At 69.4% G+C, this 21,080-nt stretch carries 18 protein-coding genes; 10 read left to right on the top strand and 8 right to left on the bottom strand.

All coding sequences use genetic code 11. The features are described 5' to 3' along the window. Positions 1-45: 45 nt before the first annotated feature. The 3 genes from pheS (at position 46) to HUG12_RS03730 (ending at position 4,156) form a co-directional block, all read left to right on the top strand. The gene (gene pheS, locus HUG12_RS03720) at positions 46-1,563 is read left to right on the top strand and encodes a phenylalanine--tRNA ligase subunit alpha (RefSeq protein ID WP_179267483.1); all 1,518 of its coding nucleotides are present in this window, start codon (positions 46-48) and stop codon (positions 1,561-1,563) included. Next, positions 1,563-3,383 carry a phenylalanine--tRNA ligase subunit beta gene (pheT, locus tag HUG12_RS03725; protein ID WP_179267484.1) on the top strand — a complete coding sequence of 607 codons (1,821 nt, stop codon included), beginning with the start codon at positions 1,563-1,565 and terminating at the stop codon, positions 3,381-3,383. The genes pheS and pheT overlap by 1 nt, the downstream gene beginning before the upstream one ends. Positions 3,384-3,733: 350 nt before the next feature. Next, on the top strand, positions 3,734-4,156 hold the full coding sequence (locus HUG12_RS03730) for a hypothetical protein (RefSeq protein WP_179267485.1): 423 nt from the start codon (positions 3,734-3,736) through the stop codon (positions 4,154-4,156). 19 nt (positions 4,157-4,175) lie between these two features. Here HUG12_RS03730 and HUG12_RS03735 read toward each other — a convergent pair whose 3' ends face one another. After that, positions 4,176-5,051 carry a hypothetical protein gene (locus HUG12_RS03735; protein WP_179267486.1) on the bottom strand — a complete coding sequence of 292 codons (876 nt, stop codon included), beginning with the start codon at positions 5,049-5,051 and terminating at the stop codon, positions 4,176-4,178. 477 nt (positions 5,052-5,528) lie between these two features. Continuing rightward, positions 5,529-7,181, bottom strand: a complete 1,653-nt coding sequence (locus HUG12_RS03740) for a DNA-directed DNA polymerase II small subunit (RefSeq protein WP_179267487.1) — start codon at positions 7,179-7,181, stop codon at positions 5,529-5,531. Positions 7,182-7,373: 192 nt separating this feature from the next. On the opposite strand from HUG12_RS03740, the gene HUG12_RS03745 reads away from it, so the two are divergent. After that, entirely contained in the window at positions 7,374-8,114 is a 741-nt protein-coding gene (locus tag HUG12_RS03745; RefSeq protein ID WP_179267488.1) for a S24/S26 family peptidase, read from the top strand. A gap of 138 nt (positions 8,115-8,252) precedes the next feature. Here the strand turns inward: HUG12_RS03745 and HUG12_RS03750 are convergent, their stop codons facing one another. Continuing rightward, positions 8,253-10,184 carry an AAA family ATPase gene (locus HUG12_RS03750; protein WP_246308135.1) on the bottom strand — a complete coding sequence of 644 codons (1,932 nt, stop codon included), beginning with the start codon at positions 10,182-10,184 and terminating at the stop codon, positions 8,253-8,255. Positions 10,185-11,343: 1,159 nt separating this feature from the next. On the opposite strand from HUG12_RS03750, the gene HUG12_RS03755 reads away from it, so the two are divergent. The 5 genes from HUG12_RS03755 to HUG12_RS03770 all read left to right on the top strand — a co-directional run bounded on the left by HUG12_RS03755 (position 11,344) and on the right by HUG12_RS03770 (position 14,213). Next, a complete protein-coding gene (locus tag HUG12_RS03755; RefSeq protein WP_179267489.1) occupies positions 11,344-11,985 on the top strand; it encodes an Era-like GTP-binding protein in 642 nt (213 codons plus the stop codon). Next, positions 11,985-12,371 (top strand): DUF2073 domain-containing protein, encoded by a 387-nt coding sequence (locus HUG12_RS03760; protein WP_179267490.1) that lies wholly within the window; start codon positions 11,985-11,987, stop codon positions 12,369-12,371. Before HUG12_RS03755 ends, HUG12_RS03760 begins: the two co-directional genes overlap by 1 nt. A 31-nt stretch (positions 12,372-12,402) precedes the next feature. After that, the gene (locus HUG12_RS03765) at positions 12,403-13,044 is read left to right on the top strand and encodes an OapC/ArvC family zinc-ribbon domain-containing protein (protein ID WP_179267491.1); all 642 of its coding nucleotides are present in this window, start codon (positions 12,403-12,405) and stop codon (positions 13,042-13,044) included. A gap of 201 nt (positions 13,045-13,245) precedes the next feature. Next, positions 13,246-13,335 carry a hypothetical protein gene (locus HUG12_RS22175; protein WP_449405261.1) on the top strand — a complete coding sequence of 30 codons (90 nt, stop codon included), beginning with the start codon at positions 13,246-13,248 and terminating at the stop codon, positions 13,333-13,335. A 2-nt stretch (positions 13,336-13,337) separates the two neighbouring features. After that, positions 13,338-14,213, top strand: a complete 876-nt coding sequence (locus HUG12_RS03770; RefSeq protein ID WP_179267492.1) for a DUF7089 family protein — start codon at positions 13,338-13,340, stop codon at positions 14,211-14,213. A 34-nt stretch (positions 14,214-14,247) separates the two neighbouring features. Here the strand turns inward: HUG12_RS03770 and HUG12_RS03775 are convergent, their stop codons facing one another. Together HUG12_RS03775 and HUG12_RS03780 are read right to left on the bottom strand one after the other, a co-directional pair. Beyond that, complete coding sequence (locus HUG12_RS03775; RefSeq protein WP_179267493.1) at positions 14,248-14,829, bottom strand: DUF7090 family protein; 582 nt, start codon at positions 14,827-14,829, stop codon at positions 14,248-14,250. Between the two features lie 163 nt (positions 14,830-14,992). Then, positions 14,993-15,427, bottom strand: a complete 435-nt coding sequence (locus tag HUG12_RS03780; RefSeq protein WP_179267494.1) for a DUF2391 family protein — start codon at positions 15,425-15,427, stop codon at positions 14,993-14,995. Between the two features lie 231 nt (positions 15,428-15,658). On the opposite strand from HUG12_RS03780, the gene HUG12_RS03785 reads away from it, so the two are divergent. Beyond that, the gene (locus HUG12_RS03785; RefSeq protein WP_179267495.1) at positions 15,659-16,837 is read left to right on the top strand and encodes an aspartate kinase; all 1,179 of its coding nucleotides are present in this window, start codon (positions 15,659-15,661) and stop codon (positions 16,835-16,837) included. Between the two features lie 47 nt (positions 16,838-16,884). On the opposite strand, the gene HUG12_RS03790 is transcribed toward HUG12_RS03785, so the two are convergent. The 3 genes from HUG12_RS03790 to HUG12_RS03800 all read right to left on the bottom strand — a co-directional run bounded on the left by HUG12_RS03790 (position 16,885) and on the right by HUG12_RS03800 (position 20,815). Further along, positions 16,885-17,274, bottom strand: coding sequence for an acyl-CoA thioesterase (locus HUG12_RS03790; RefSeq protein ID WP_246308182.1), 390 nt, complete (start codon positions 17,272-17,274; stop codon positions 16,885-16,887). 86 nt (positions 17,275-17,360) lie between these two features. Then, positions 17,361-18,356 (bottom strand): ribonucleotide-diphosphate reductase subunit beta, encoded by a 996-nt coding sequence (locus tag HUG12_RS03795; RefSeq protein ID WP_179267497.1) that lies wholly within the window; start codon positions 18,354-18,356, stop codon positions 17,361-17,363. A gap of 2 nt (positions 18,357-18,358) precedes the next feature. Then, on the bottom strand, positions 18,359-20,815 hold the full coding sequence (locus HUG12_RS03800) for a ribonucleoside-diphosphate reductase subunit alpha (RefSeq protein WP_179270561.1): 2,457 nt from the start codon (positions 20,813-20,815) through the stop codon (positions 18,359-18,361). Between the last annotated feature and the right edge of the window lie 265 nt (positions 20,816-21,080).

Here is a 21,080-nt window from a genome sequence, read left to right on the forward strand (position 1 = left end):
AACGGAACGCCTATCGGACGACACGCCACACACCAAGCCAAGAAGATGCCACGCTCAGAGGCAGAGGTCGCGCTCCTGCGGGCCGCCAGCGCGACCGACGCGAAGACGGTCGAACAGCTCGCCGCGGAGACGGACCTGAAGCCGGAGACGGTCACGCGGGCCGCCTTCGACCTCCGTGACGACGGTCTCGTCGCGGTCGAAGAGACGGTCGAGGAGTCCGCGACGATCACCGACGAGGGGCGGACGTACGCAGAGGAGGGGCTCCCCGAGGTGCGGCTCTACCGCGCCGCGCTCGATGCAGGCGACGACGGGGACCCCGTCGAGATGGGGCGGGTCATCGGCGCGTCGGGCCTCGAAGGGCCCGAGGTCGACATCGCGCTCTCGAACTTCGCCCGGAAGGGGTACGGGAGCATCGACTCGGGGAAGCTCTCGGCGGACCCCGACGCCGACCCCGACGCCGACCCCGACGCCGACCCCGAGGCCGCCGCGCTCGCCGCCCTGGCGGCCGACGAGTCCGTCGCGGACGACGACGTCCTCTCGCAACTCGACCGCCGCGGGCTCGTCGAAGTGACCGAGCGCACCGTCCGCTCGGTGACGCTCACCGACGACGGCGTGACCGCCCTGATGGAGGGCGTCGAGGCCGCCGAGACCGCCGACCGACTGACGCCCGAGATGCTCACCTCCGGCGAGTGGCGGGAGGCGGAGTTCTCCGAGTACAACGTCGAGGCCGACGCCCCCGAGATCGAGGGCGGGCGGAAGCACGTCCTCCGCGGGATGGCCGACCGCGTGAAGGACGTGCTCGTCGGCATGGGGTTCCGGGAGATGGAGGGGCCCCACGCCGACGCGGACTTCTGGATCAACGACTGCCTGTTCATGCCCCAGGACCACCCGGCGCGGACCCACTGGGACCGATTCGCGCTCGACGTGCCGCCGGTTCGGGAGCTTCCCGAGCGGCTGGTCGACCGCGTCGAGGCGACCCACCGCGAGGGCGTCGGCGAGGACGGCGACGGCTACCACTCGCCGTGGTCCGAGGAGTTCGCGCGGGCCATCGCGCTCCGCGGGCACACCACGTCGCTGACGATGCGCTACCTCTCGGGGTACGCCGGGGCGGACGTCGACCCGCCCAAGCGCTACTTCTCCGTCGAGAAGGCGTACCGCAACGACACGCTGGACGCGACCCACCTGCTGGAGTTCTTCCAGATCGAGGGGTGGGTGATGGCCGAGGACCTCTCGGTGCGTGACCTGATGGGCACCTTCGAGGAGTTCTACCGGCAGTTCGGCATCACCGACATCGAGTTCAAGCCGCACTACAACCCCTACACGGAGCCGTCCTTCGAGCTGTTCGGACGGCACCCCGAGACGGGCGAGATCATCGAGATCGGGAACTCCGGCATCTTCCGCGACGAGGTGCTGGACACGCTCGGCGTCGACTGCGACGTGATGGCCTGGGGGCTCGCGCTCGAACGGCTCGCCATGCTCACCACGGGCGCGGAGGACATCCGCGACCTGCACGGCACGCTCGCGGACCTGGAGTTCCTGCGGAACGCGGAGGTGACCTACTGATGCCGGTCGTCGACATCGACACGGACGAACTGCGGGAACTGACCGGCCACGGGGACAAGAGCGACGAGGAGTTCGAGGAGGACCTGTTCGCGCTCGGCCTCGAGTTCGAGGGCGAGACCGAGGACGGCGAACTCCAGTTCGAGTTCGGCCCGGATCGGCTCGACCGGCTCTCCGTCGAGGGGGTCGCGCGGTCGCTCAGGTACCAGTACGGCGACGCCCGGGGCGTCCACGTCCCGGACCCGAACGAGCCGGACTGGACCATCGAGGTGGACGCGTCGGTGCCCGACGAGCGGCCGTTCGTCACCGGCGCGGTCGTCCGGGGGCTGGACCTCGACGAGTCGGCGCTCGACTCGCTCATCCAGCTCCAGGAGAAGCTGCACGCGACGATGGGACGCGAGCGCGCGAAGGGCGCCATCGGCATCCACGACCTCACGATGCTGAAGGGCCAGCAGTTCTCACAGGAGGGCGAGAGCTCCGGGACGGTCGAGGGCCCGGCATCCAGGCTCGAGGGCACGCCCAACACCATCACCTACCGCGGGGTCGACCCCGACGGCAACCGGTTCGTCCCGCTGGACTCGGACGCAGAGCTCACGCCCGCCGAGGTGCTCGAACGGCACCCCACCGGCGGGAAGTACGCTGACCTCGTCCGCGACCTCGACCGTTACCCGGCCATCTACGACGAACTCGGCCTGTTCTCGTTCCCGCCGGTCATCAACGGCCGCCGGACCGAGGTGTCGACCGAGTCGCGGGACCTGTTCGTCGAACTCACCGGCACCGACCAGTGGACCATCGACCGGATGTGCGTCATCATCTGCTACGCGCTCGTCGCGCGCGGGGGGACGCTGGAGGAGGTCGAGGTCGTCTACGACGACGGCGCGACCCACCCCGACGAGTACGGGCCCGAACTGATCCGCCCGGACCTGGAGACCGACGAGAAGTCGGTGAGCCACGACCGCATCGAGTCGATCCTCGGCGTCGAGCTGGAGCGCGACGAGGTGGTCGACCTGTTCGAACGATCCGGACTCGACGCGACGTACGCGCACGGCGGTGCTGAGGCGGCCACTGACGCCGCCGAAGTAGCGGAGGGGACCGTCTACGACGTTACCATTCCGCCGTACCGCGTCGACGTGCTCCACCCGCTGGACCTGATCGACGACGTGGGCCGGGCGTACGGCTTCGGCACGCTCGAACCGCGATACCCCGACATCGGCACGATCGGCGGGCGCCACGAGCGCTCGCGGCTGGAGGACGCCGTCCGGACGAGCCTCGTCGGCCTGGGCTTTCAGGACACGCTGAACTTCCACATGACCAGCTCCGGGGAGAACTACGACCGGATGGGGCTCGCTGAGGGGAGCGACGCCTTCGGCGCCGGCGAGCGCGCCGAGATCACCTCGCCGTACAGCGAGGAGTACACCCAGTTGCGGACGTGGGCGCTCCCCTCGCTCGCGCAGGTGCTGGAGAACAACACCCACCGGTCGTACCCGCAGGACCTCGCTGAGGTGGGCTTCGTCGCCCGCCGCGACGACGATGTGAACACGCGCGTCGCGGAGTCCCGCCACGTCGCCGGGGTGCTGGCGCGGACTGACGCGACCTACGAGGACGCGAAGGCGAGGCTCCAGGCGCTGTGTGACGACTTCGACGCGGCGCTGGAGACGCCCGCGACCGATCACCCGAGCTTCATTTCGGGTCGAGCCGCGGACGTGGCCATCGACGGGGAGTCCGTCGGCGTGATCGGGGAACTACACCCCGAGGTGCTGGTCGAGCACGACGTGGAGGTCCCCGTCGTCGCGTTCGAGTTCGACCTCTCCGCGCTGGCGTAGGTCCGCTTCGTCCCCGTCGCGTCGGCGGTTCCCGATCCCGGTTCGAGGACGGGCGACGCCGCCGAAGCCGGTCCCTTTCGGTCGCTACCTTTCGGTCGTTGAAGCGAGCGGCGTCGGCCGGCCGCGGGGGCGTTCCACCGGAAGTGAGGGGGTCGACGTTCGGCCGGCTTTCCGGCGGGACGGAAGCGACCGCGGAAGCGTTCGAAAGCTTTCCGCCGTCGTGTCCCATCGGACGAGAACCGCTCGTAGACGCGTCACGAAGCGCGAAACCACACGGGAACCGCACGCCGCGGCTCCCGCGGTCGGTCGCCGCGACACTTACGTCGGTCGCGGCCTAACGCGTGCTACCGATGAACGTACGCGACGCGGTCGAGGCCGACGCCGCGGCGCTCGCGGCCGTGGGGGAGTCACCGACGGAGGCGATGCGGAGCGTCATCCACGACCGGACCGTCCGGGTCGCGCTCGACGACTCGCCGGCCGAGCCGGGGGAGGAGGAGACCGACCCGGACGACGTGCTCGGGTTCGTCAGCTTCGACGCACGCGACGGCGTCGTCCACGTCACCCAGTTCGGCGGCACCGAGGAGGCCTGCGCCCGCCTGCTGGAGGACCCGCTCCGTTTCGCCTCGAACGAGTCGATGAGCGCCGAACTGCTCGTGCTCGAGGAGGAGGCCGAGATGCGCGAGGCCGCGGAGGCCGCCGGCTTCGACCGGACCGGCTCGGGTCCCCTGTTCGAGGGGAAACCGACCGTCCGGTATCGCGTCGAGTCCCCCTGACCGCACCGGGGCGACCGGGTCAGAACGGCCCGACGGCCGTGTGTCGGACCCGCCGGTAGAGGTAGAACAGCCCGAACGGGAGCGTCAGCACGAGGCCGCCGAAGGCGTACCAGAGCGCGAGCGGCCGCCACCCGACGTCTGCCCGCCGCACCGCGGTCGCGTCCAGGTAGAACGCCAGCGGGACCAGCACGAGGCGGAGGAACAGGAACCCCGCGAGCGCGGCCAGTATCGGCCCGCTCAGCGCCAGTCCGAGATCCTCCGAAAACGCCGGAACCGGAGCGGTCGCGGGGGCCCGCGACTCCACCGCGACGGCCAGCCCCTCGGCCGCGGCGCCGACGGCGGTTCCGACCGCGACGACGACCCACCAGTTCGAGGGGACCGTCCGGCCCTCGTAGAAGGCGAGTCCGTCGCCCCACTCCCACCCCGGGTTGCCGACGTACCGCCGGCGCTTGAGCAGGTACGAGAGGCCGGTCGGGGACGCCGCGACGACGACCGCGGGGACGTAGAAGGACAGTCGCGGGGTCCACGCGACCTCGTCGCTCGCGCGGACGAGCGAGGCGTCCCGGAGCAGCACGGACGGGAGGAGGACGAACCGCAGGAGGACGGCGACGCCGAGCACGACCGTGACCGCCCTGCCCCCGGCCGACCCGAACCCTCCCGCCGGCGACGGGGCGGGAACCCCCCCGAGCAGGAACGGGAGGCTCCAGAGGGCGGCGACCACGACCCACGCGCCGGTCGCGTAGGCGAGCACGCGCCACCACGAGGCGCCCGTCGGGTCCGCCTCCCGGAACCGGGCCGGCGGACGGGGGAGTTCCGCCGACTGTCGCTCCGACCCGCTCCGTCCGGCCGGTTCCCCGGCGTCGTCGTTCTCCGGGCCGGCCGCGTCCCCCGGCACGGGATCGCCGAGACGCCGCGAGGGTTCCGGCGAGACGCGGACCGTAACCTCCGTTTCGGACGGAGGAGAGTCCCCTGCGTCAGACGTTCCCACATCCCGTGGTTCCTCCGGCTCCGTCCACTCGAAACCGTGCCCTTCCGAGCCGTCGTCGGTCGAACCGTCGGAGGGCTCGGTCATCGGCTATCCGGACGTGGCTGCGATACTTAAGGGCGGGGGAGCGACGAACCGCTGCCGGGGACGACTGCTGGGCGGTCGTGGCGCGACGACGACGCGGAACGGCGGTGGGACGATGCTGTGCCGTCGCGGTGCGGTGCACCAGCGCACCCACCGCGAGGGAGGGAGGCGTGGCGAAGCCACGCCGACCGAGCGAGCGGCCTTTTGGCATGAACGGGTTTTGCGGGGGCATGTCCTCGCGCGTCGGCTCCGCCGACGCGCTGCGGCCAGACCCCCGCAAAAGAGGTTCGTGGGAACGAGGTTCTATGTGAACTTCCGGACCGTCATGTCCAGCGTATCCAGCTCCAGGATCGGCGCGAAGCCGGCGTCGGGGTCGATGTTGACCGACTTCTGGAACTCGGTCTGGGCCTGCCAGCAGCCCGAGTTCACCGCGAGGACGTTGTGGTACTTCCCCCAGCCGAGCTTGTGGACGTGGCCGGTGTGGAACACGTCGGGCACCTCGTCCATCACGAGGTAGTCCTTCTCCTCGGGCGCGATGCGGGTGTGACCCCCGTACTGTGGCGCGACGTGGCGCTTCTTCAGCAACTGGTACATCGCCTTGTGCGGCTCGTCGTAGCTCGCCTTCTCGGCCGGGAGTTCGGCGATGACCTCGTCGAGCGAGACGCCGTGGTACATCAGGACGTTCACGCCCTCGACGTCGACCGTCGAGGGGTTCCCCGTGATCTGCGGGTCGTGGGCCGACATGATGTCGCGGAGCTCCTCGTCGAACCCCGGCTGCGGCTCCGCGAGGCGGACCGCGTCGTGGTTGCCCGGGATCATCACGATCTCCATGTCGCCGGGCACCTCCTTCAGGTACTCAGCGAAGCGCTCGTACTGGTCGTAGATGTCCACCACGTCGAGTTCCTCGTCCTGGTTCGGGTAGACGCCGACGCCCTCGACCATGTCGCCCGCGATGAGGAGATACTCGACGCGCTCGGCCTCCTCGGTGTGGAGCCAGTCCGCGAAGCGATGCCAGGCGTCGGCCATGAACTCCCGGGAGCCGACGTGGACGTCGGAGATGAGCGCCGCCTCGACCTCCCGGTCGGCGGTGCTCGGGCGGTACGTCCGGGGGACGTCCGGGAAGTGGATGGCGTCGACGAACATGATGCCCGCGTCGTCCGCCAGCGTCCCCTGGACGGCGATACACTCGTCCAGCAGGAGTTCGTCGACCAGGTCCGCGATGTCGCGGTCCTTCATCACCAGACACGGGAACGTCCCCGTGGTGTCCTCGAGTTCGACGAGCCAGTGGCCCGAGGCCGTCGAGCGGACGTCGTTGACGAGGCCGATCAGTTCCGCCTCGCTCCCGCCCGGCATCCCCTGGATGGCCTCCGCGGGCCGGTGGTTCACGCGTCCCCGCAACTGCCCGGAGAGCCGGTCGTAGCGGTCCCGGAACACCCGGACGAACTCGCCGTACTCCCCGGTACCGGTCGACTGACCGGTCACGTCGTTGGCGACGTCCGGCGCCGCGGGGTCGCGATCGCCGACGCTCGACGACCCCTCCGTTTCGACTGGAACTGCGGCGGCCGAACCGCCCGGCGTGGAGGCGGCCGTTCCACCCGAAACGGAGGGGTCCGTTCCCCCTGCGGACGGCGGCCCCTTCGGGCCGGCCGGCGTCGGTGCGGCGCTCGCGTCGTCGGCCGAACCCGCGGACGCGTCGGTAGCGGGTTCGGGGACGGATCCGTCGGGTTCGCCCCCCGTGGCGACCGCGTCCGGGTCGGCCGCGGGGGCGTCGGCCAGCGCCGTCCGGACGTGCTCGCGCGTCAGGACGAGCGCGCCGTCCGGGGCCGTCTCGATGGCCGCCTCGAGCGCGGCGCCGGGGGCCTCGGCGTCCGCGATGAGGGTGACGGCCTCCCGTTCTGCGTTGTAGCCGCGGCCCGCGAGCGCCTGCACGACCCGGGAGGGCGTCTCCAGTGGCACAGGGGAAGTCGTCTACGTCTGCGGGCAAAAGGGTAGCGAACCGGCGACAGGTGGTCACCATCGTCGGGAAGCGGCCACAGCCGGTAACCAATCCGGGCGAACCGTCGTAAGCCGTCGGTAACTCGTCGTCGAACCGGGAGCGGCTTTCCGGAACCCAGAAGGTTCAACTCCGGCGAGGGGGAAGGGGCGTCAATGAACGACGACGGAGGGTCCCCCGACGGGGACCCGCTGACGCGGTTTCTCCGCGCGGATTCGGGCCCGCTCCTGTTCGCCCGCGAGGTGCTCTCCTCCGCGCTCGCGGTCGCGCTCGTCGGCCTGCTCCTGTTCGCCGTCGCGGGCGTCTGGCCGCCGATGGTCGCCGTCGAGTCCCCCAGCATGGAGCCGAACATGCATCCCGGCGACCTGGTGTTCATCACCCAGCCTGATCGGCTGGGCCCCTCGTTCGACGACGCCGGGACCGGAGTCGTCTCCGCCGAGACGGGCGAGGAGCACGAGTACCGGTCGTTCGACGGCTACGGGTCGGTGATCATCTATCAGACGCCCGAACGCGCCAGCCGGGGGAAATCGCCCATCATCCACCGCGCGCACCTGTACGTCGAGGAAGACGAGAACTGGTACGACCGGGCGAACCCCGAGTACCTCCGCGGGGACTCGTGTGAGGCGATCCGCTACTGTCCGGCCCCCTACGACGGGTTCATCACGAAGGGCGACAACAACGCCGAGTACGACCAGGCGAACGACATCGCCAAGCCCGTGAGGGGCGACTGGGTCCGCGGCGTCGCCCGGATCAGGATCCCCTACCTCGGGTGGGTCCGGCTCATCTTCTCCGGCGCGGCGACCGGCACGCCCCCGGTTCCCCTCGACGCCGGCGTCGGCACCGCGGCCCCGACCGCGTCGCCATCGACCGGGAATCCGACGCCCGTTTCGGCGTAACGGCTCGACACACCTTCGCTTCTACTGCGGCATTCATCGGCAATAATCGGTGGATGAGAGCGGGGCGTTCAGGCGAAACGAAGGGGTCCAGCGGTGGGAAGTTACCGGCTCACCACGTCGAAGCGCGCCTGCGCGAACTCAGTTGTCGAACCGTGCCTGCACGAACGGCTGAGCGTCCTCGATGTCGCCGAGCCGGGAGTCCGAGAGGAGGACCGCCTCCGTCTCGTCGATCGGCACCGAGAGCGAGATCTCCTTGGTTCGCCCGTAGCGGCCCTTGGAGACGACGACCGCGTTGACGATGCCGAGCATGTCGAGTTCGGAGATGAGGTCGGTGACGCGGCGCTGGGTGAGCACGTCGGCGTCGATCTCCTCGCAGAGGCGCTTGTAGATGTTGAACACCTCGCCGGTGTTGACGTTGTGGACGCCGTTCTTCTCCAGCAGGATGATCGAGAAGAGGACGATCTTCGACTGGGTCGGGAGCGTGCGGACGACCTCGACGACCCGGTCGAGTTCGATCTTGTCCTGTGCCTGCCGGACGTGGGACTCCTCGACGAGATCGGCCTGGGAGCGCTCCGCGAGTTCGCCGGCGGTCCGCAGCAGGTCGAGCGCGCGGCGGGCGTCGCCGTGCTCCTGGGCGGCGAACGCCGCACACAGCGGGATGACGTCCTCGGTGAGCGCGTCGGCCTTGAACGCGATGTCCGAGCGGTGCTGGAGGATGTCCCGGAGCTGGTTCGCGTCGTAGGGCGGGAAGACGATCTCCTCCTCGCCCAGGCTCGACTTGACCCGGGGGTCGAGGAAGTCGGTGAACTTCAGGTCGTTCGAGATGCCCATGATCGAGATGCGGGAGTTGTCCAGCTCGGAGTTCATCCGCGAGAGGTTGTACAGCGTGTCGTCGCCGGACTTCTCGACGAGCTTGTCGATCTCGTCGAGCATGATGACGACCACGCGCTCGTGGTAGTCGACGGCGTCGAAGAACGTCGTGTACACGCGGTCGGTCGGCCACCCGGTCATGGGCACCTCCTCCATCTCCTCGCGGTCGGCCTCCAGGTCGGCGACGTACTCGTCGACGTCCGCGAGCGAGTCGAACTCGGTGTCCCCGAGCGCGTCGGGGTTCTCCTCGGCGTGGGCGCGGAGGTCGCGCAGTTCCGCGAGTTCCTCGTCGATGACGGCCTCGTTCTTCTCGATGAACTTGTTCGCGAGCTGGGCGAGCACCCGGTACTGCGTGTCGGTCACCTCGCAGTTGATGTACTCGACCTCGCAGGGGACGTCGTACTTCTGGGACGTGGACTCGAGTTCCTGGGAGACGAACTTCGCGGAGGCGGTCTTCCCGGTCCCCGTCTTCCCGTAGATGAGGATGTTAGAGGGCGTCTCCCCGCGCAGCGCCGACACGAGGATGGTCGCCATCTTGTTGATCTGGTCGGTCCGGTGCGGCAGTTCGTGCGGGGTGTAGGAGGGGCGCAGCACCTCCTTGTTCTCGAAGATGGGCTCGCCCGAGAGCAGGTCGTCGAACAGCCCCGTGTTGTCGTCCTCGTCGGAGAGCACCTCGTCGACGTCGAGGTCGACCTCCGTCTCCGTGCGCGTGCGCGAACCGAAGTCGAACGCGCTGGCACCGTCTTCTCGCGCGCCGTCCTCGGCCGATTCGGCGCCGGTCGCCCCGTCGGCGTCCGTTCTCTCCCCGGACGGTCCGTCGTTCGCCGGTCCGTCACCGGCAGGCCCGTCGCCCGACCGTCCGCGGGTCGACGAGCGATCGTCCGACGCGGAAGAATCGTCCGACGGGGCGGAGTCATTCGACCGGAGGGAGTCGTCCGATCGAGCGGGGTCACCCGACGGTGCGGCGCGTCCCCCGGTGGCGTCGGTGCCGTCGGTACCCGGGTCGGAGGGTGGGGTTTCGACTGGAGCGCCCCCGTCCGGTCCGCCGAGGCGGGGGCGGTCGAACCCGGAGTCCGGCGACGTGCTGTTCTCGTCCGCGTGCGTACCGAGCTCCGGCTCGCGTCCGTCGCTCTCGGCCCCGTCCCCCCGTGCGCGGGCCTGCGAACGCCGCCTGGTCCCGGTCGTGTCATCTCGTGTCATCGGTTCTGTTTCCCCTTCGTTTCGCGTGGAACGCCGGCGGCGAGTCGTAACGAAACGGGACGTTGTCCCCGTGAAACGCGGGAATCCTTCCCGCACTCGGCCATCGACGGCGTCCAGATGATGCAGACGAAGCAGATGAACACGCGCAGTAAAAACCTTACCCTTCGGTCGCAATCCGGTAACGACCGTATCGGGAACTCACGCCCTCCTCGTCCACGAGATTCTGACCGGGATCGGCCGTTGGAGCACCCCTCCGTGTGTTTTCGTCCTCTCCCCCGGGGTTCGCGTCGAGTCGCGACGACGTCGCTCCCCGAGCGGAACTCCGGCGTGAGACCGTTCCAGTCGAAACGGTGCCCTCCGCGGGACGATGGGTGGGGAACGGCGGACCCGAAACGGCGGTGGGGGCCGACGGAGCGTGCGAATTCGCGGTCCTCGGGGCGTCCTCGTCGAACGTGTCCTCGACGCGAAACGGTCGGGAGGTCCGCTCCGGGGAGTCGGGGACGCCGGCCGGGTGGCGGTCGTTCCGGCGTCCCCCCCACCCCTTCGTTTCCGCTGGAACGGCGATCGGTCGGGGTGGGGGAGGGCGGCTCTAGACTCCGCTGGATTTATACCACCACCCATCTAACAATATCCGCACGACTAGCAGATTGAGTTTATTACTGGTCGGTGTGGTCTCTAGAGAGGTCGCGACGGCCGGCCGGACCCACGGGGGCGCCCGGTTCCACCTGAAACGAGGGGGTGGGGGCCGGCTCGGCTCGACCACTTCCGGCCGCCACTCCACTTCATCGTCCAACACCGGCGCCTCGTTCACCGCCTCGACCCACTTGCTCGGTTTTCACTTTCCCGACTATTCACCCCGTTTCACCTTCCTGACCACTCACCCCGTTTCACCGTCTCGACCGACTACCCCCTTACACACCTTACTCCATACACGCCTTACTCCACGTCGATTCGTCGAGGTTCGTCCACCCGTCGACCGACGATCGCCGACGGACCGGACGTCCGCCCGAACCGAACGCCCGACCGTCCAGTCGGACGACCGACGGAGCGACCCATCGACCCGAAACGGCGACGTCCCGGCGTCTGACGTAGGCTTAAGTGACGCCGCCGGGTTGGTTGGGTAACACCTTTCCGAAGGGGAAGGGGAACGGAGGTTAGGATGGGTCTACTCACGAATCTGAGAGACAGTATATCACGCGTCACGGAGGGGCTCTTCTCGGAGTCCGAGCCGAAGCGCATCGGTATCTACGGGCCGCCCAACGCCGGCAAGACGACGCTGGCGAACCGCATCGCACGCGACTGGACGGGCGACGCCGTCGGGCCGGAGAGCCACGTCCCCCACGAGACGCGACGGGCCCGCCGGAAGGAGAACGTCACCATCGAGCGGAACGGCAAGACCGTCACCATCGACATCGTCGACACGCCCGGCGTCACCACGAAGGTCGACTACAAGGAGTTCCTCGACCACGACATGGAGAAGGAGGACGCGGTCAAGCGCTCGCGCGAGGCGACCGAGGGCGTCGCCGAGGCGATGCACTGGCTCCGCGAGGACGTCGACGGCGTCGTCTACGTGCTCGACTCCTCGACGGACCCGTTCACGCAGGTGAACACGATGCTCATCGGCATCATCGAGAGCCAGGACCTGCCGGTGCTCATCTTCGCGAACAAGACCGACCTGGAGGAGTCGGACGTGAAGCGCATCTCCGACGCGTTCCCCCAACACGAGACGGTGCCGCTCTCGGCGCTCGAGGGGGACAACATGGACGAGGTGTACGAGAAGATCGCGGAGTACTTCGGATAATGCCCGAGGCAACCACCCCCGACGACGACGGCGTTCGGATCGACCTGATCAGCGGCGCCCGCCTGGACGGGCTCACCTCGATGGAGAAGATCAGGCTCATCCTCGACACCGTGCGCGACGGCGACATCGTCGTGCTGGAGGAGGGGCTCTCGCCCGAGGAGGAGTCGAAGCTCATCGAGGTGACGATGACCGAGATCAGCCCGGACGACTTCACGGGCATCGAGATCGAGTCGTACCCGCACTCGCGCGCGAAGAGCGGCGGCCTCCTGGACCGCATCATGGGGAACGAGGAGACGAAGAAGCTCACCGTCATCGGACCGGCGAACCAGATCGAGACGCTCCACAAGGACGAGAACCTCATCAGCGCGCTCGTCTCCAGGAAGTAGATGAGCGACGAGCAGAGGGCCACGAACTAGCATGCCACACCAGTGTACCAGTTGCGGCCGCACGTTCCCCGACGGATCCAAGGAGATGCTCTCGGGCTGTCCGACCTGCGGGAGCAACAAGTTCCAGTTCCGACCGAAGGGAAGCGCCGACGAGCCGGCCGAACCGGCGAGCGACGCCGCCCCGGGCCCCGACGAGCCGAGGTCTGATCCGGCCGCGACGGGCACCGACCCCGCCGGAGCGCCGCGGAGCGCCGCAGGGACGGACGCCGACCCGACGCCGACCGACGCCGACCCGAAACCGACCGGCTCACCCCCGGTCGACGGGAACCCCGACCTCGACGAGGAGGACGGGGCGCAGGCGGCCGCCAGGAGCGAGATGGTCGACAGGTCGGAACTCCCGGACGCGGGGGAGTCCGCGGACCCGTCCCGGGACCCGGCGGCCGCCGGCCAGTCGGCGGACGCGCCGGCCGACGCCGACGGGGACGCCGATCCGAACCTCGCCGCGCTCCGCGAGAAGCTGAACGACCAGTTCGAGTCCATCCGCATCCTCAGCCCCGGCCAGTACGAACTGAACCTGATGGAGTTGTACGACCGCGACGAGTACATCATCTCGCTCCGCGAGGACGGCCGGTACGTCATCGAGATGCCCGAGACCTGGGGTCCCGAGGAGTAGGGCACCCCGCGGCTCCCGGACGGGGCGGCTCGATCCGCCGTCGTCAGGGACTCGGACCGACGCACCGCCGTCGGGAACTCCGTCCGACCGGTCGTCGCCGTGAACTCCGTCCGACGCACCGCCGTCGGGAACGCGAATCGAACCGTACCGGAACGGACGCGGATTGAAGCCTTTATGCCCCGCCCCCGTCCACGTCGGTACATGAGCAAGGCGACCCGGATCGTCCTCGGCGTGGTCGGCGTCTCGGCGACACTCGCGGTCGGACTCGTGTTCGTCCTCGCGTTCGCCTGACCGTGTTCTCGCGACGCGACCTCGGGGCGGACGCGCCGAGCGCGCTCGCCGACGAGCTCGCGGCCGTCCGCCAGTCGTACGCGCCGGACTGTCTCGTGCTCGACGCTGCACAGGACTTCGAGACGATTCCACCCGCAGCGGCCGAGGACCTCGGACTGCTCGCGGAGTCGCTCGACCCGACCACCTACCCGACCGAGTGGCTCCCGGGGGACGCCCCCGCCGCCCTACGACGCTACGCGGGGCCCGACTTCACGGTCGGAATGCCCGGGGACGGCACGGTGGTCCGGACCCGCCAGACGGTCCCGCCGACCGTCGTCGCGAAGAAGCGCGCCGAGGGGACGCCCGAGCCGTTCCGCTCGTTCCTCCTCGCGGAGGCGTTCGTCGAACTCTCGACGGGCGTCCCCGAACACTTCCTCCCGTTCTTCGGCGAGCGGTACCGCGGGCTCGACGCGGCGGTCCCCCTCGGTTCCGGCGAGGTGTACCAGCTCGCGGCCGCGCTGTTCGACGCCTGGGTGGGGCTCCACACCCGGCCCGAGTTCGCCTCGTGGGGCGATGGCGACGCCGCGCGGACCAACTCTCCGCGGGACGATGACAGCCCGGAGAACGACGATACCGGGAGCGATCGACGCTACCCCGAACTCCACGCCGCGTGGGTCGACGCGGGCGAGCGACTGGGCGACCGGCTGGAGGACCTCCCCGGCGAGGTCGCCCGGGGGCGGACCTCCTTCCCCGCGGCGACCGAGTACGCCTGTTCGACCGTGAAACACGGCCTCGACCTCCCGGCGCCGTTCGCGGCGCTGGACACGACGGCCTACCGGGACCACGGCGCGGACTACGCGGTGAAGTGGGCGGAGAAGACGTTCGAGAAGCTCTCCTGAACGGGTTCGAGCAGGTTACTTCCCCGAAAGCGGTCTAACGAAGGTCGACCGACACCGAGCCGTCGGACCCGAGGTCGATGACGCCGTCGAAGAGGTTCCGGAAGCGCTCAAGGGTCGCCTCGTCGTGGACCTCCTTCGAGAGGTGGAACAGCCCAACTGCGTCGTGTTCACCCAGCAGATCGAGGACGGCCGCGGCCGCCTCGTACGTGCGGTCGACGTCCGCGTAGTAGGCCATCTCGGTGAGCGAGTCGACGCTGACGCGGCGCTTGCCCGACGTGTCCGCGAGGAACGTCTCGACGTGCCGGACCACGCCATCGAGGTCGTCGGGCGAGGAGACGTAGTGTACCCGGTTGGAGGCGCGGCGGGAGTAGCCCCGCTCGACCGACAGCGTGTCGAGTATCTCCGCGCTGGACTCGTCCACCTCGTAGTGTTCGAGTTTCTGCTCGACCTCGCGGGCGGTGGTTCGCGTCGAGACGACGAGGAAGCGGTCGGTGTCGGTCTTCAGGAAGTCCGTGTCGATTCGATCCGTCTCGCCGATGCTGGGGTGGAGGAGGAGCAGTCCGGTCCCGCCAGGGATGGACGTCTCCGTGTCCCCGACGGCGAGGGTGTAGTCCATGTCGGAACGTCCGCCCGCCCGGACTTAATTCTGCGGGGACGGGAATCCGGCCGGGACGGGCCGTTCGGGGCCTCAGATCGGCGCTTCCCGTCGAAACACCTCGGCGGCCTCCTGGTGCCGCCTCGGGGCGGAACGCCTCGGCGGCCTTCTGGTGCCGCTCGCGCTAGAACACCGAATCGGCCGTGGCGGCCCCGACCACCGAGAACACCGCGCCGACGGTGATGGCCTTCGCCGTGACGACTGCCTGCTCGAAGGTACCGGCGCCGTACGTCTCCGCGAGGAACGTCTCGGGGGCGTCGAACGCGAGCGCGAGGATGAGCACCGAGAGGTAGGAGACCGAGACGAGCGAGACGAAGCGGAGCGGCACGCCGACGACCTCGGCCTCCCGGTCCGGGTCGCGCTCGTCGTCGGCCTTGTACAGCGCGCCGTAGCCGATGCCGAACACGATGACCACCGTCGCGACCGCCTGATACCAGGCCATGCTGCCCGCGAGCGTCCACACCTCCTCGGTGACGACGAACGGCCCGGCGAGGAGGAAGCCGCCGACGACCTGCTGGGCGGTGTCCGCGAACTTGAACCGGCGGCTTCGTCCGACCATGCCGGTGACGAGCGGACGACGGGATAAAAGCGTCCCGAGGCTCGTCAGGCCGGGTCGACGCCGGGAACGGGTCGACCGTCCTCCCGCCATCGGCCGATCGCATCGACGCCGTCGCGGGGTTCGCCCGCGGCAATCATCGGGACGGTGGACAGGGTTAAACGCGAACCCCTGCTATCCCCCCTCATGCACGTGGATGGCGTTCGCGCACCTCTCGCGGGGGTGCGGCGGTAGATGCGGGTCGTCGCGAAGTTCGGGGGAACCTCCCTCGGCTCCGGTGACCGGGTGGCGCGGGCGGCCGACTCCATCGAGAAGGCGGTGGAGGCCGGCCACGAGATCGCGGTGGTCGCCTCGGCGATGGGCTCGAGCACGGACGAACTGCTCGACGAGATCCAGTTCGAGGTCGACGACGCCGACCGCGCGGAGATCGTCTCGATGGGCGAGCGGACCTCGGTCCGGATGCTGAAGGCGGCGCTCACCGCCCGCGGCGTCGACGCGACGTTCGTCGAACCGGGGAGCGAGAACTGGCCCGTCGTCACGAACGAGGTCGGGGAACTCGACGCCGAGGCGACCGGCGACCGTGCGGCGAACCTCGCCGGCGAACTCGGCGACACCGTCCCGGTCGTCACGGGCTTTCTGGCGGAGACGATCGACGGCGACGTGACGACGCTCGGCCGCGGCGGGTCGGACACGACCGCGGTGATGCTCGGGAAGTACATGGACGCCGACGAGGTCGTCATCGTCACCGACGTGGAGGGCGTCATGACGGGGGACCCCCACGTCGTCGAGGGGGCGCGCAACGTCGCGCGCATCACGGTCGACGAGCTCCGGAACCTCTCGTTCCGGGGCGCGGAGGTGGTCGCGCCCTCGGCGCTGGTGTACAAGGACGAGGGACTCGACGTCCGGGTCGTCCACTACCAGCACGGCGACCTGCTCGCGGGCGGCACCCGCATCGAGGGGACCTTCGAGAACCTCATCGACATGCAGGAGGGCGCGTTAGCCTGCGTCACCGTCGCGGGCCGCGCCATCCGGAACCGACCCGGCATCCTCGCGGACCTCTCGAACGCGCTCAGGGACGCCGAGATCAACATCGACGCCGTCGCCTCCGGGATGGACTCGGTGACGTTCTACGTCGACATCGACGCCGCCGACGAGACGCAGGCGACCCTCCACGAGGAGGTCGTCGGCGACGAGTCGCTCTCCTCGGTCACCGTCGAGGGCGACTTCGCGGTGATCCGGGTCATGGGCGGGGAACTGCCGAACCGGCCGGGCGTCATCTCCGACGTCGTCGGCCCCATCGCGGCAGCCGGCATCACGGTCCACGACATCATCACCTCCGCCACCTCCGTCGCGCTGTTCGTCGACTGGGGCGACCGCGAGGACGTCCTGGGCATCGTGCAGGACGAGTTCTGAGCCGCGCGGGACGGCCCCTTCCTGCTCCGTCGTTCCGTCCCCGGAACCTACTCGGCCTCCCGCGCGCACCGCCGGAGGTCCCGCTCGCGCTTCGTCTCGACCGCGAGTTCGGGAACCGGCCTGACCTGCTCGTCCTCGTCGATGGCCACGAACGTCAGGTGCGAGGACGCCGTCTCGCGCCGGACGCCCTCGCTCGGACGCTCGGCGTGCACGTCGACCCTGACGCGCATGCTCGTCTCCCCGACGTCGTAGACGTACGCGGCGAGCACGACGACGTCGCCGAGGTCGATCGGGGCGTGGAAGTCGACGCGGTCGATGCTGGCGGTGACGACCTGCGAGCGGGCGAACCGGCGGGCGGCGATGACGCCGCCGACGTCCATCCGTTCGAGCACCCACCCGCCGAGTGCGCGGCCGAGGTTGTTCGTCGCGTCGGGCATGAGCACCTCGCTGGTCTCGGTGTAGGAGGCGGCGAGGCTCACGGCCTCCGCGCCGCCGTCGTCGGTCCCGGCGGACGCCTCCCCGCTCACCATTCGAGCGACCCGCCGGAGCGGTACTCGGTCACCTGCGTCTCGAAGAAGTTCTTCTCCCGGTTGAGGTCGGCCGCCTCCGAGAGCCACGGGAACGGGTTGTCGGTGCCGTAGGCTCCGTCCATCCCCAGCTGGTCGAGCCGGCGGTCCGCGACGTACTCGACGTACTCGGCGAACTGCTCGGGACCCATCCCGAGGATCTCGTCGGGACACGCCTCGCGGGCGTACCGCTTCTCGAGGTCGACGGCGTCGAGGACGAGTTCGCGCACCTCGGCCTCGAACCCGTCGGTCCAGACGCCGGTCTCTGCCCGGATCGCGTCGATCAGGTCGACGCCGAACGCGAGGTGGAGCGACTCGTCGCGCATGATGTACTCGAACTGCTCGCCGACCCCCGTCATCTTCCCCTGTCGCTTCAGGCCGAGCATCATCGCGAAGCCGGCGTAGAAGAAGATCCCCTCCATCACGACGTAGAAGCCGATCAGGTCCCGGAGGAACGCCCGCACGTCGGAGTCGGTTTCGATCGCGAACGCCGGGTCGTCGACGACCCGCGTCAGGTCGACGACGTACTCGTCCTTCGCCTCGATGGCCGGCACGCTGTCGTACATGCCGTAGAGGTACTCGGGGTCGAAGCCGAGCGAGTCACAGCAGTAGATGAACGTGTCCGTGTGGACGGCCTCCTCGTAGGCCTGCCGGAGCAGGTACTGGCGGCACTCCGGCGCCGTGACGTGGTCGTACACCGCGAGGACGAGGTTGTTCGCGGTGAGCGACTCGGCCGTCGAGAAGAAGCCGAGGTTCCACTCGACCAGTTGCCGTTCGGCCTCGGTGAGTTCGTCGCCCTCCCACTGCCGGACGTCGTTGCCCATCGGCACCTCCTCGGGAACCCAGTTGTTGTCGACGCCGGCCCGGTAGTACTCCCGGGCCCAGTCGTAGTCGATCGGGAGGATCTTGTTCGGGTCGTGCGTGTCCGCGTCGGTGGCGTAGCCGATCGGCATCGTTACTGGCAGGCCTCGCAGGTCGGGTCCTCGACGCTCGGGAGGTCGGAGTCGGCGGCGCCGTCCTCGTCGCCGGTTTCGCCCCCCTCGTCGCCGGTTTCGCCCCCCTCGTCGCCGGTTTCACCCTCGCCGTCGCGCCGCTGGGTCCGGCCGTACTCGGCCATGTCGAGCGTGGACTTCTCGAACTGGCTCGCGCCGAGCGTCCGGAGGTAGTAGGTCGTCTTCAGCCCGAGTTCCCACGCCCGCTGGTAGACGTCGTCCAGCAGCGAGCCGTCAGTCGAGGGGAAGAAGACGTTGTGGCTCTGGGACTGGTCGATCCACGTCGCGCGCTCGGCGGTCAGTTCGAGCTGGTGTCGCGGGTCGATCTCGAAGGCGCCCCGGTGGAGCTCCCGGAGCTCCTCGGGGATCCCGTCGAGCTCCTGGATCGAGCCGTCGTGGAACTTGATGCGGTCGCGGAGTTCGTCGCTCCACAGCCCGCGCTCCTTCAGGTCGGCGACGAGGTGCTCGTTGACGACGGTGAAGTCGCCGCTCATGTTCGATTTCACGTAGAGGTTCGAGTAGATCGGTTCGATGGAGGGTGTCGTGCCGGCGACGGTGGAGATGGTCGCCGTCGGCGCGACCGCGGTCGTGTTCGAGTTGCGCATCCCGTGCTCGGCGACGTGCTCGCGGACGGGCTCCCAGTCCAGCCGCTCGTCGACGTCGACGTCGATCGGTTCGCCGCGCTCCTCCTCGAGCAGTTCGACGGTGTCCTGCGGGAGCAGCCCGCGGTCCCACTTCGATCCCTCGTACGAGTCGTACGTGCCCCGTTCGGCCGCGAGCCGCGAGGAGTTCAGGACGGCGTGGTGGGCGACCAGTTCCATGGTGTCGTCGGCGACGCACTTCGCGTCCTCGCTCGCCATCGGCACGCCGCGCTCGACGAGCATCTCGTGGAAGCCCATCACGCCGAGACCCACCGGCCGATGGCGGGTGTTCGCACGTTCTGCCCGGTCGGTCGGGTAGAAGTTCAGGTCGACGACGTCGTCGAGCATCCGCATCGCGGTCTCGACGGTGTCGGCCACGAGCTCACGGTCGAGTTCGCCCCCATCGACGTGTTCGGCGAGGTTGACCGAGCCGAGGTTACAGACGGCCGTCTCCTCCGCGGACGTGTTCAGCGTGATCTCGGTACAGAGGTTGGAGCTGTTGACGACGCCGGCGTGGTCCTGCGGCGACCGGACGTTGCACGGGTCCTTGAACGTCACCCACGGGTGACCCGTCTCGAACAGCCGGGTGAGCAGCGTCCGCCAGAGGTCGGCGGCGTCGACCCGCTCGAACTGCCGGAGGTCGCCCGCCTCGGCCTTCCGCTCGTACGCCTCGTAGCGTTCCTCGAACTCGGCGCCGTACGTCGAGTGCAGGTCGGGCACCTCGTCGGGCGAGAACAGCGTCCACTCCTCGCCGGCGCGCACCCGCTTCACGAACAGGTCGGGGATCCACGCGGCCGTGTTCATGTCGTGGGTCCGCCGGCGCTCGTCGCCCGTGTTCCGCTTCAGGTCGAGGAACGCCGGGAAGTCGAGGTGCCACGCCTCCAGGTACGCGCAGGCCGCGCCGCGGCGCTTGCCGGAGCGGTTGATCGCGCCCGTCACGTCGTTGGATATCTTCAGGAAGGGGACGGTGCCAGTGGACTCGACGCCGGTGGACTCGATGAGCGACCCCGCCGCGCGGAGGTTCGTCCAGTCGTTGCCCAGCCCGCCGGACCACTTGGAGAGCTTCGCGTGGGCCTTGTACGAGTCGAAGATGTCCTCCAGGTCGTCCTCGACGGTCGTCAGGTAGCACGAGGAGAGCTGCGGATGGGTCGTGCCCGCGTGGAACAGCGTCGGCGTCGAGTGGACGAACCGGAGCGTCGACAGCGCCTCGTAGAACTCGACGGCACGTTCCGCCCGTTCGGACTCGTCCTCGGCGAGCGCGACGCCCATCGCGACGCGCATCCAGAACGACTGCGGGAGTTCGAGCGGGTCGTCTCCCTCGACGGTTCGGAGGAAGTACCGCTGGACGAGCGTGGAGACGGCCATGTAGCCGAAGTCGTCGTCGCGAGCGGGGACCAGCGCGTCGGCGAGTCGCTCGAGGTCGTACTCGGCCATCCGCTCGTCGAGCAGGCCGCGTTCGACGCCCTCGCGGATGCCGTCCGCGAACGACTCGCGGTATCGGTCCGCCCGGAGCGGCCCGTCCACGCCCGTGACGTCCCGGACGTGTCGCCACCTGGCGACCCGGGCGGCCGCGTCGTCGTAGGCCGGGTCGCGCTCGGTTCGGGCGGTCAGAACGCCGATCATCGCCTCGTCGGTCTCGTCGGGCGACGCGTCGGCGTACCCCTCCCGCGACGCGGCCTCGACGAGTTCGTCCGTCGACGCGGGGAGCGCGAGGTCCGCGGTCGCCTCCGTGAGTACGGTCTCGATCCGGTCGTGTGTGTCGGGAATCGCGTTGCTCATGTGTCGGTGACAGCCCGGGAGCGGCGGGAGGTCGGGGAGCGTAGCCACTCACGAACGCTCGCGAACGGGCACTTCACCCCTCTCTCCGCCGGTTTCCCGGCGTCGCTGCCGTACACGCCACTCCGGAAGCCTCCGGCATAAACGTTCCCCAGTCAGGTTGCTATAGTGAAAATGAATTTGCCCATCGTCCCGCAGGCGGGGGCTGTCCCTCGCTGGACCACCTCGTACATCACCGTCCGGACCTGCTCTCCGATGCCCACACCGC

Origin of the sequence: Halorarum salinum (assembly GCF_013402875.1) — an archaeon.
GTDB classification, from domain to species: Archaea; Halobacteriota; Halobacteria; order Halobacteriales; family Haloferacaceae; genus Halorarum; species Halorarum salinum.

Excerpts from the sequence above, each read along its gene's own strand:
- pheS (WP_179267483.1), top strand. The coding sequence starts at position 46 with ATGCCACGCTCAGAGGCAGAGGTCGCGCTCCTGCGGGCCGCCAGCGCG.
- pheT (WP_179267484.1), top strand. The coding sequence starts at position 1,563 with ATGCCGGTCGTCGACATCGACACGGACGAACTGCGGGAACTGACCGGC.
- HUG12_RS03730 (WP_179267485.1), top strand. The coding sequence starts at position 3,734 with ATGAACGTACGCGACGCGGTCGAGGCCGACGCCGCGGCGCTCGCGGCC.
- HUG12_RS03745 (WP_179267488.1), top strand. The coding sequence starts at position 7,374 with ATGAACGACGACGGAGGGTCCCCCGACGGGGACCCGCTGACGCGGTTT.
- HUG12_RS03750 (WP_246308135.1), bottom strand. The coding sequence starts at position 10,184 with ATGACACGAGATGACACGACCGGGACCAGGCGGCGTTCGCAGGCCCGC.
- HUG12_RS03755 (WP_179267489.1), top strand. The coding sequence starts at position 11,344 with ATGGGTCTACTCACGAATCTGAGAGACAGTATATCACGCGTCACGGAG.
- HUG12_RS03760 (WP_179267490.1), top strand. The coding sequence starts at position 11,985 with ATGCCCGAGGCAACCACCCCCGACGACGACGGCGTTCGGATCGACCTG.
- HUG12_RS03765 (WP_179267491.1), top strand. The coding sequence starts at position 12,403 with ATGCCACACCAGTGTACCAGTTGCGGCCGCACGTTCCCCGACGGATCC.
- HUG12_RS22175 (WP_449405261.1), top strand. The coding sequence starts at position 13,246 with ATGAGCAAGGCGACCCGGATCGTCCTCGGCGTGGTCGGCGTCTCGGCG.
- HUG12_RS03775 (WP_179267493.1), bottom strand. The coding sequence starts at position 14,829 with ATGGACTACACCCTCGCCGTCGGGGACACGGAGACGTCCATCCCTGGC.
- HUG12_RS03780 (WP_179267494.1), bottom strand. The coding sequence starts at position 15,427 with ATGGTCGGACGAAGCCGCCGGTTCAAGTTCGCGGACACCGCCCAGCAG.
- HUG12_RS03785 (WP_179267495.1), top strand. The coding sequence starts at position 15,659 with ATGCGGGTCGTCGCGAAGTTCGGGGGAACCTCCCTCGGCTCCGGTGAC.
- HUG12_RS03790 (WP_246308182.1), bottom strand. The coding sequence starts at position 17,274 with ATGCCCGACGCGACGAACAACCTCGGCCGCGCACTCGGCGGGTGGGTG.
- HUG12_RS03795 (WP_179267497.1), bottom strand. The coding sequence starts at position 18,356 with ATGCCGATCGGCTACGCCACCGACGCGGACACGCACGACCCGAACAAG.
- HUG12_RS03800 (WP_179270561.1), bottom strand. The coding sequence starts at position 20,815 with ATGAGCAACGCGATTCCCGACACACACGACCGGATCGAGACCGTACTC.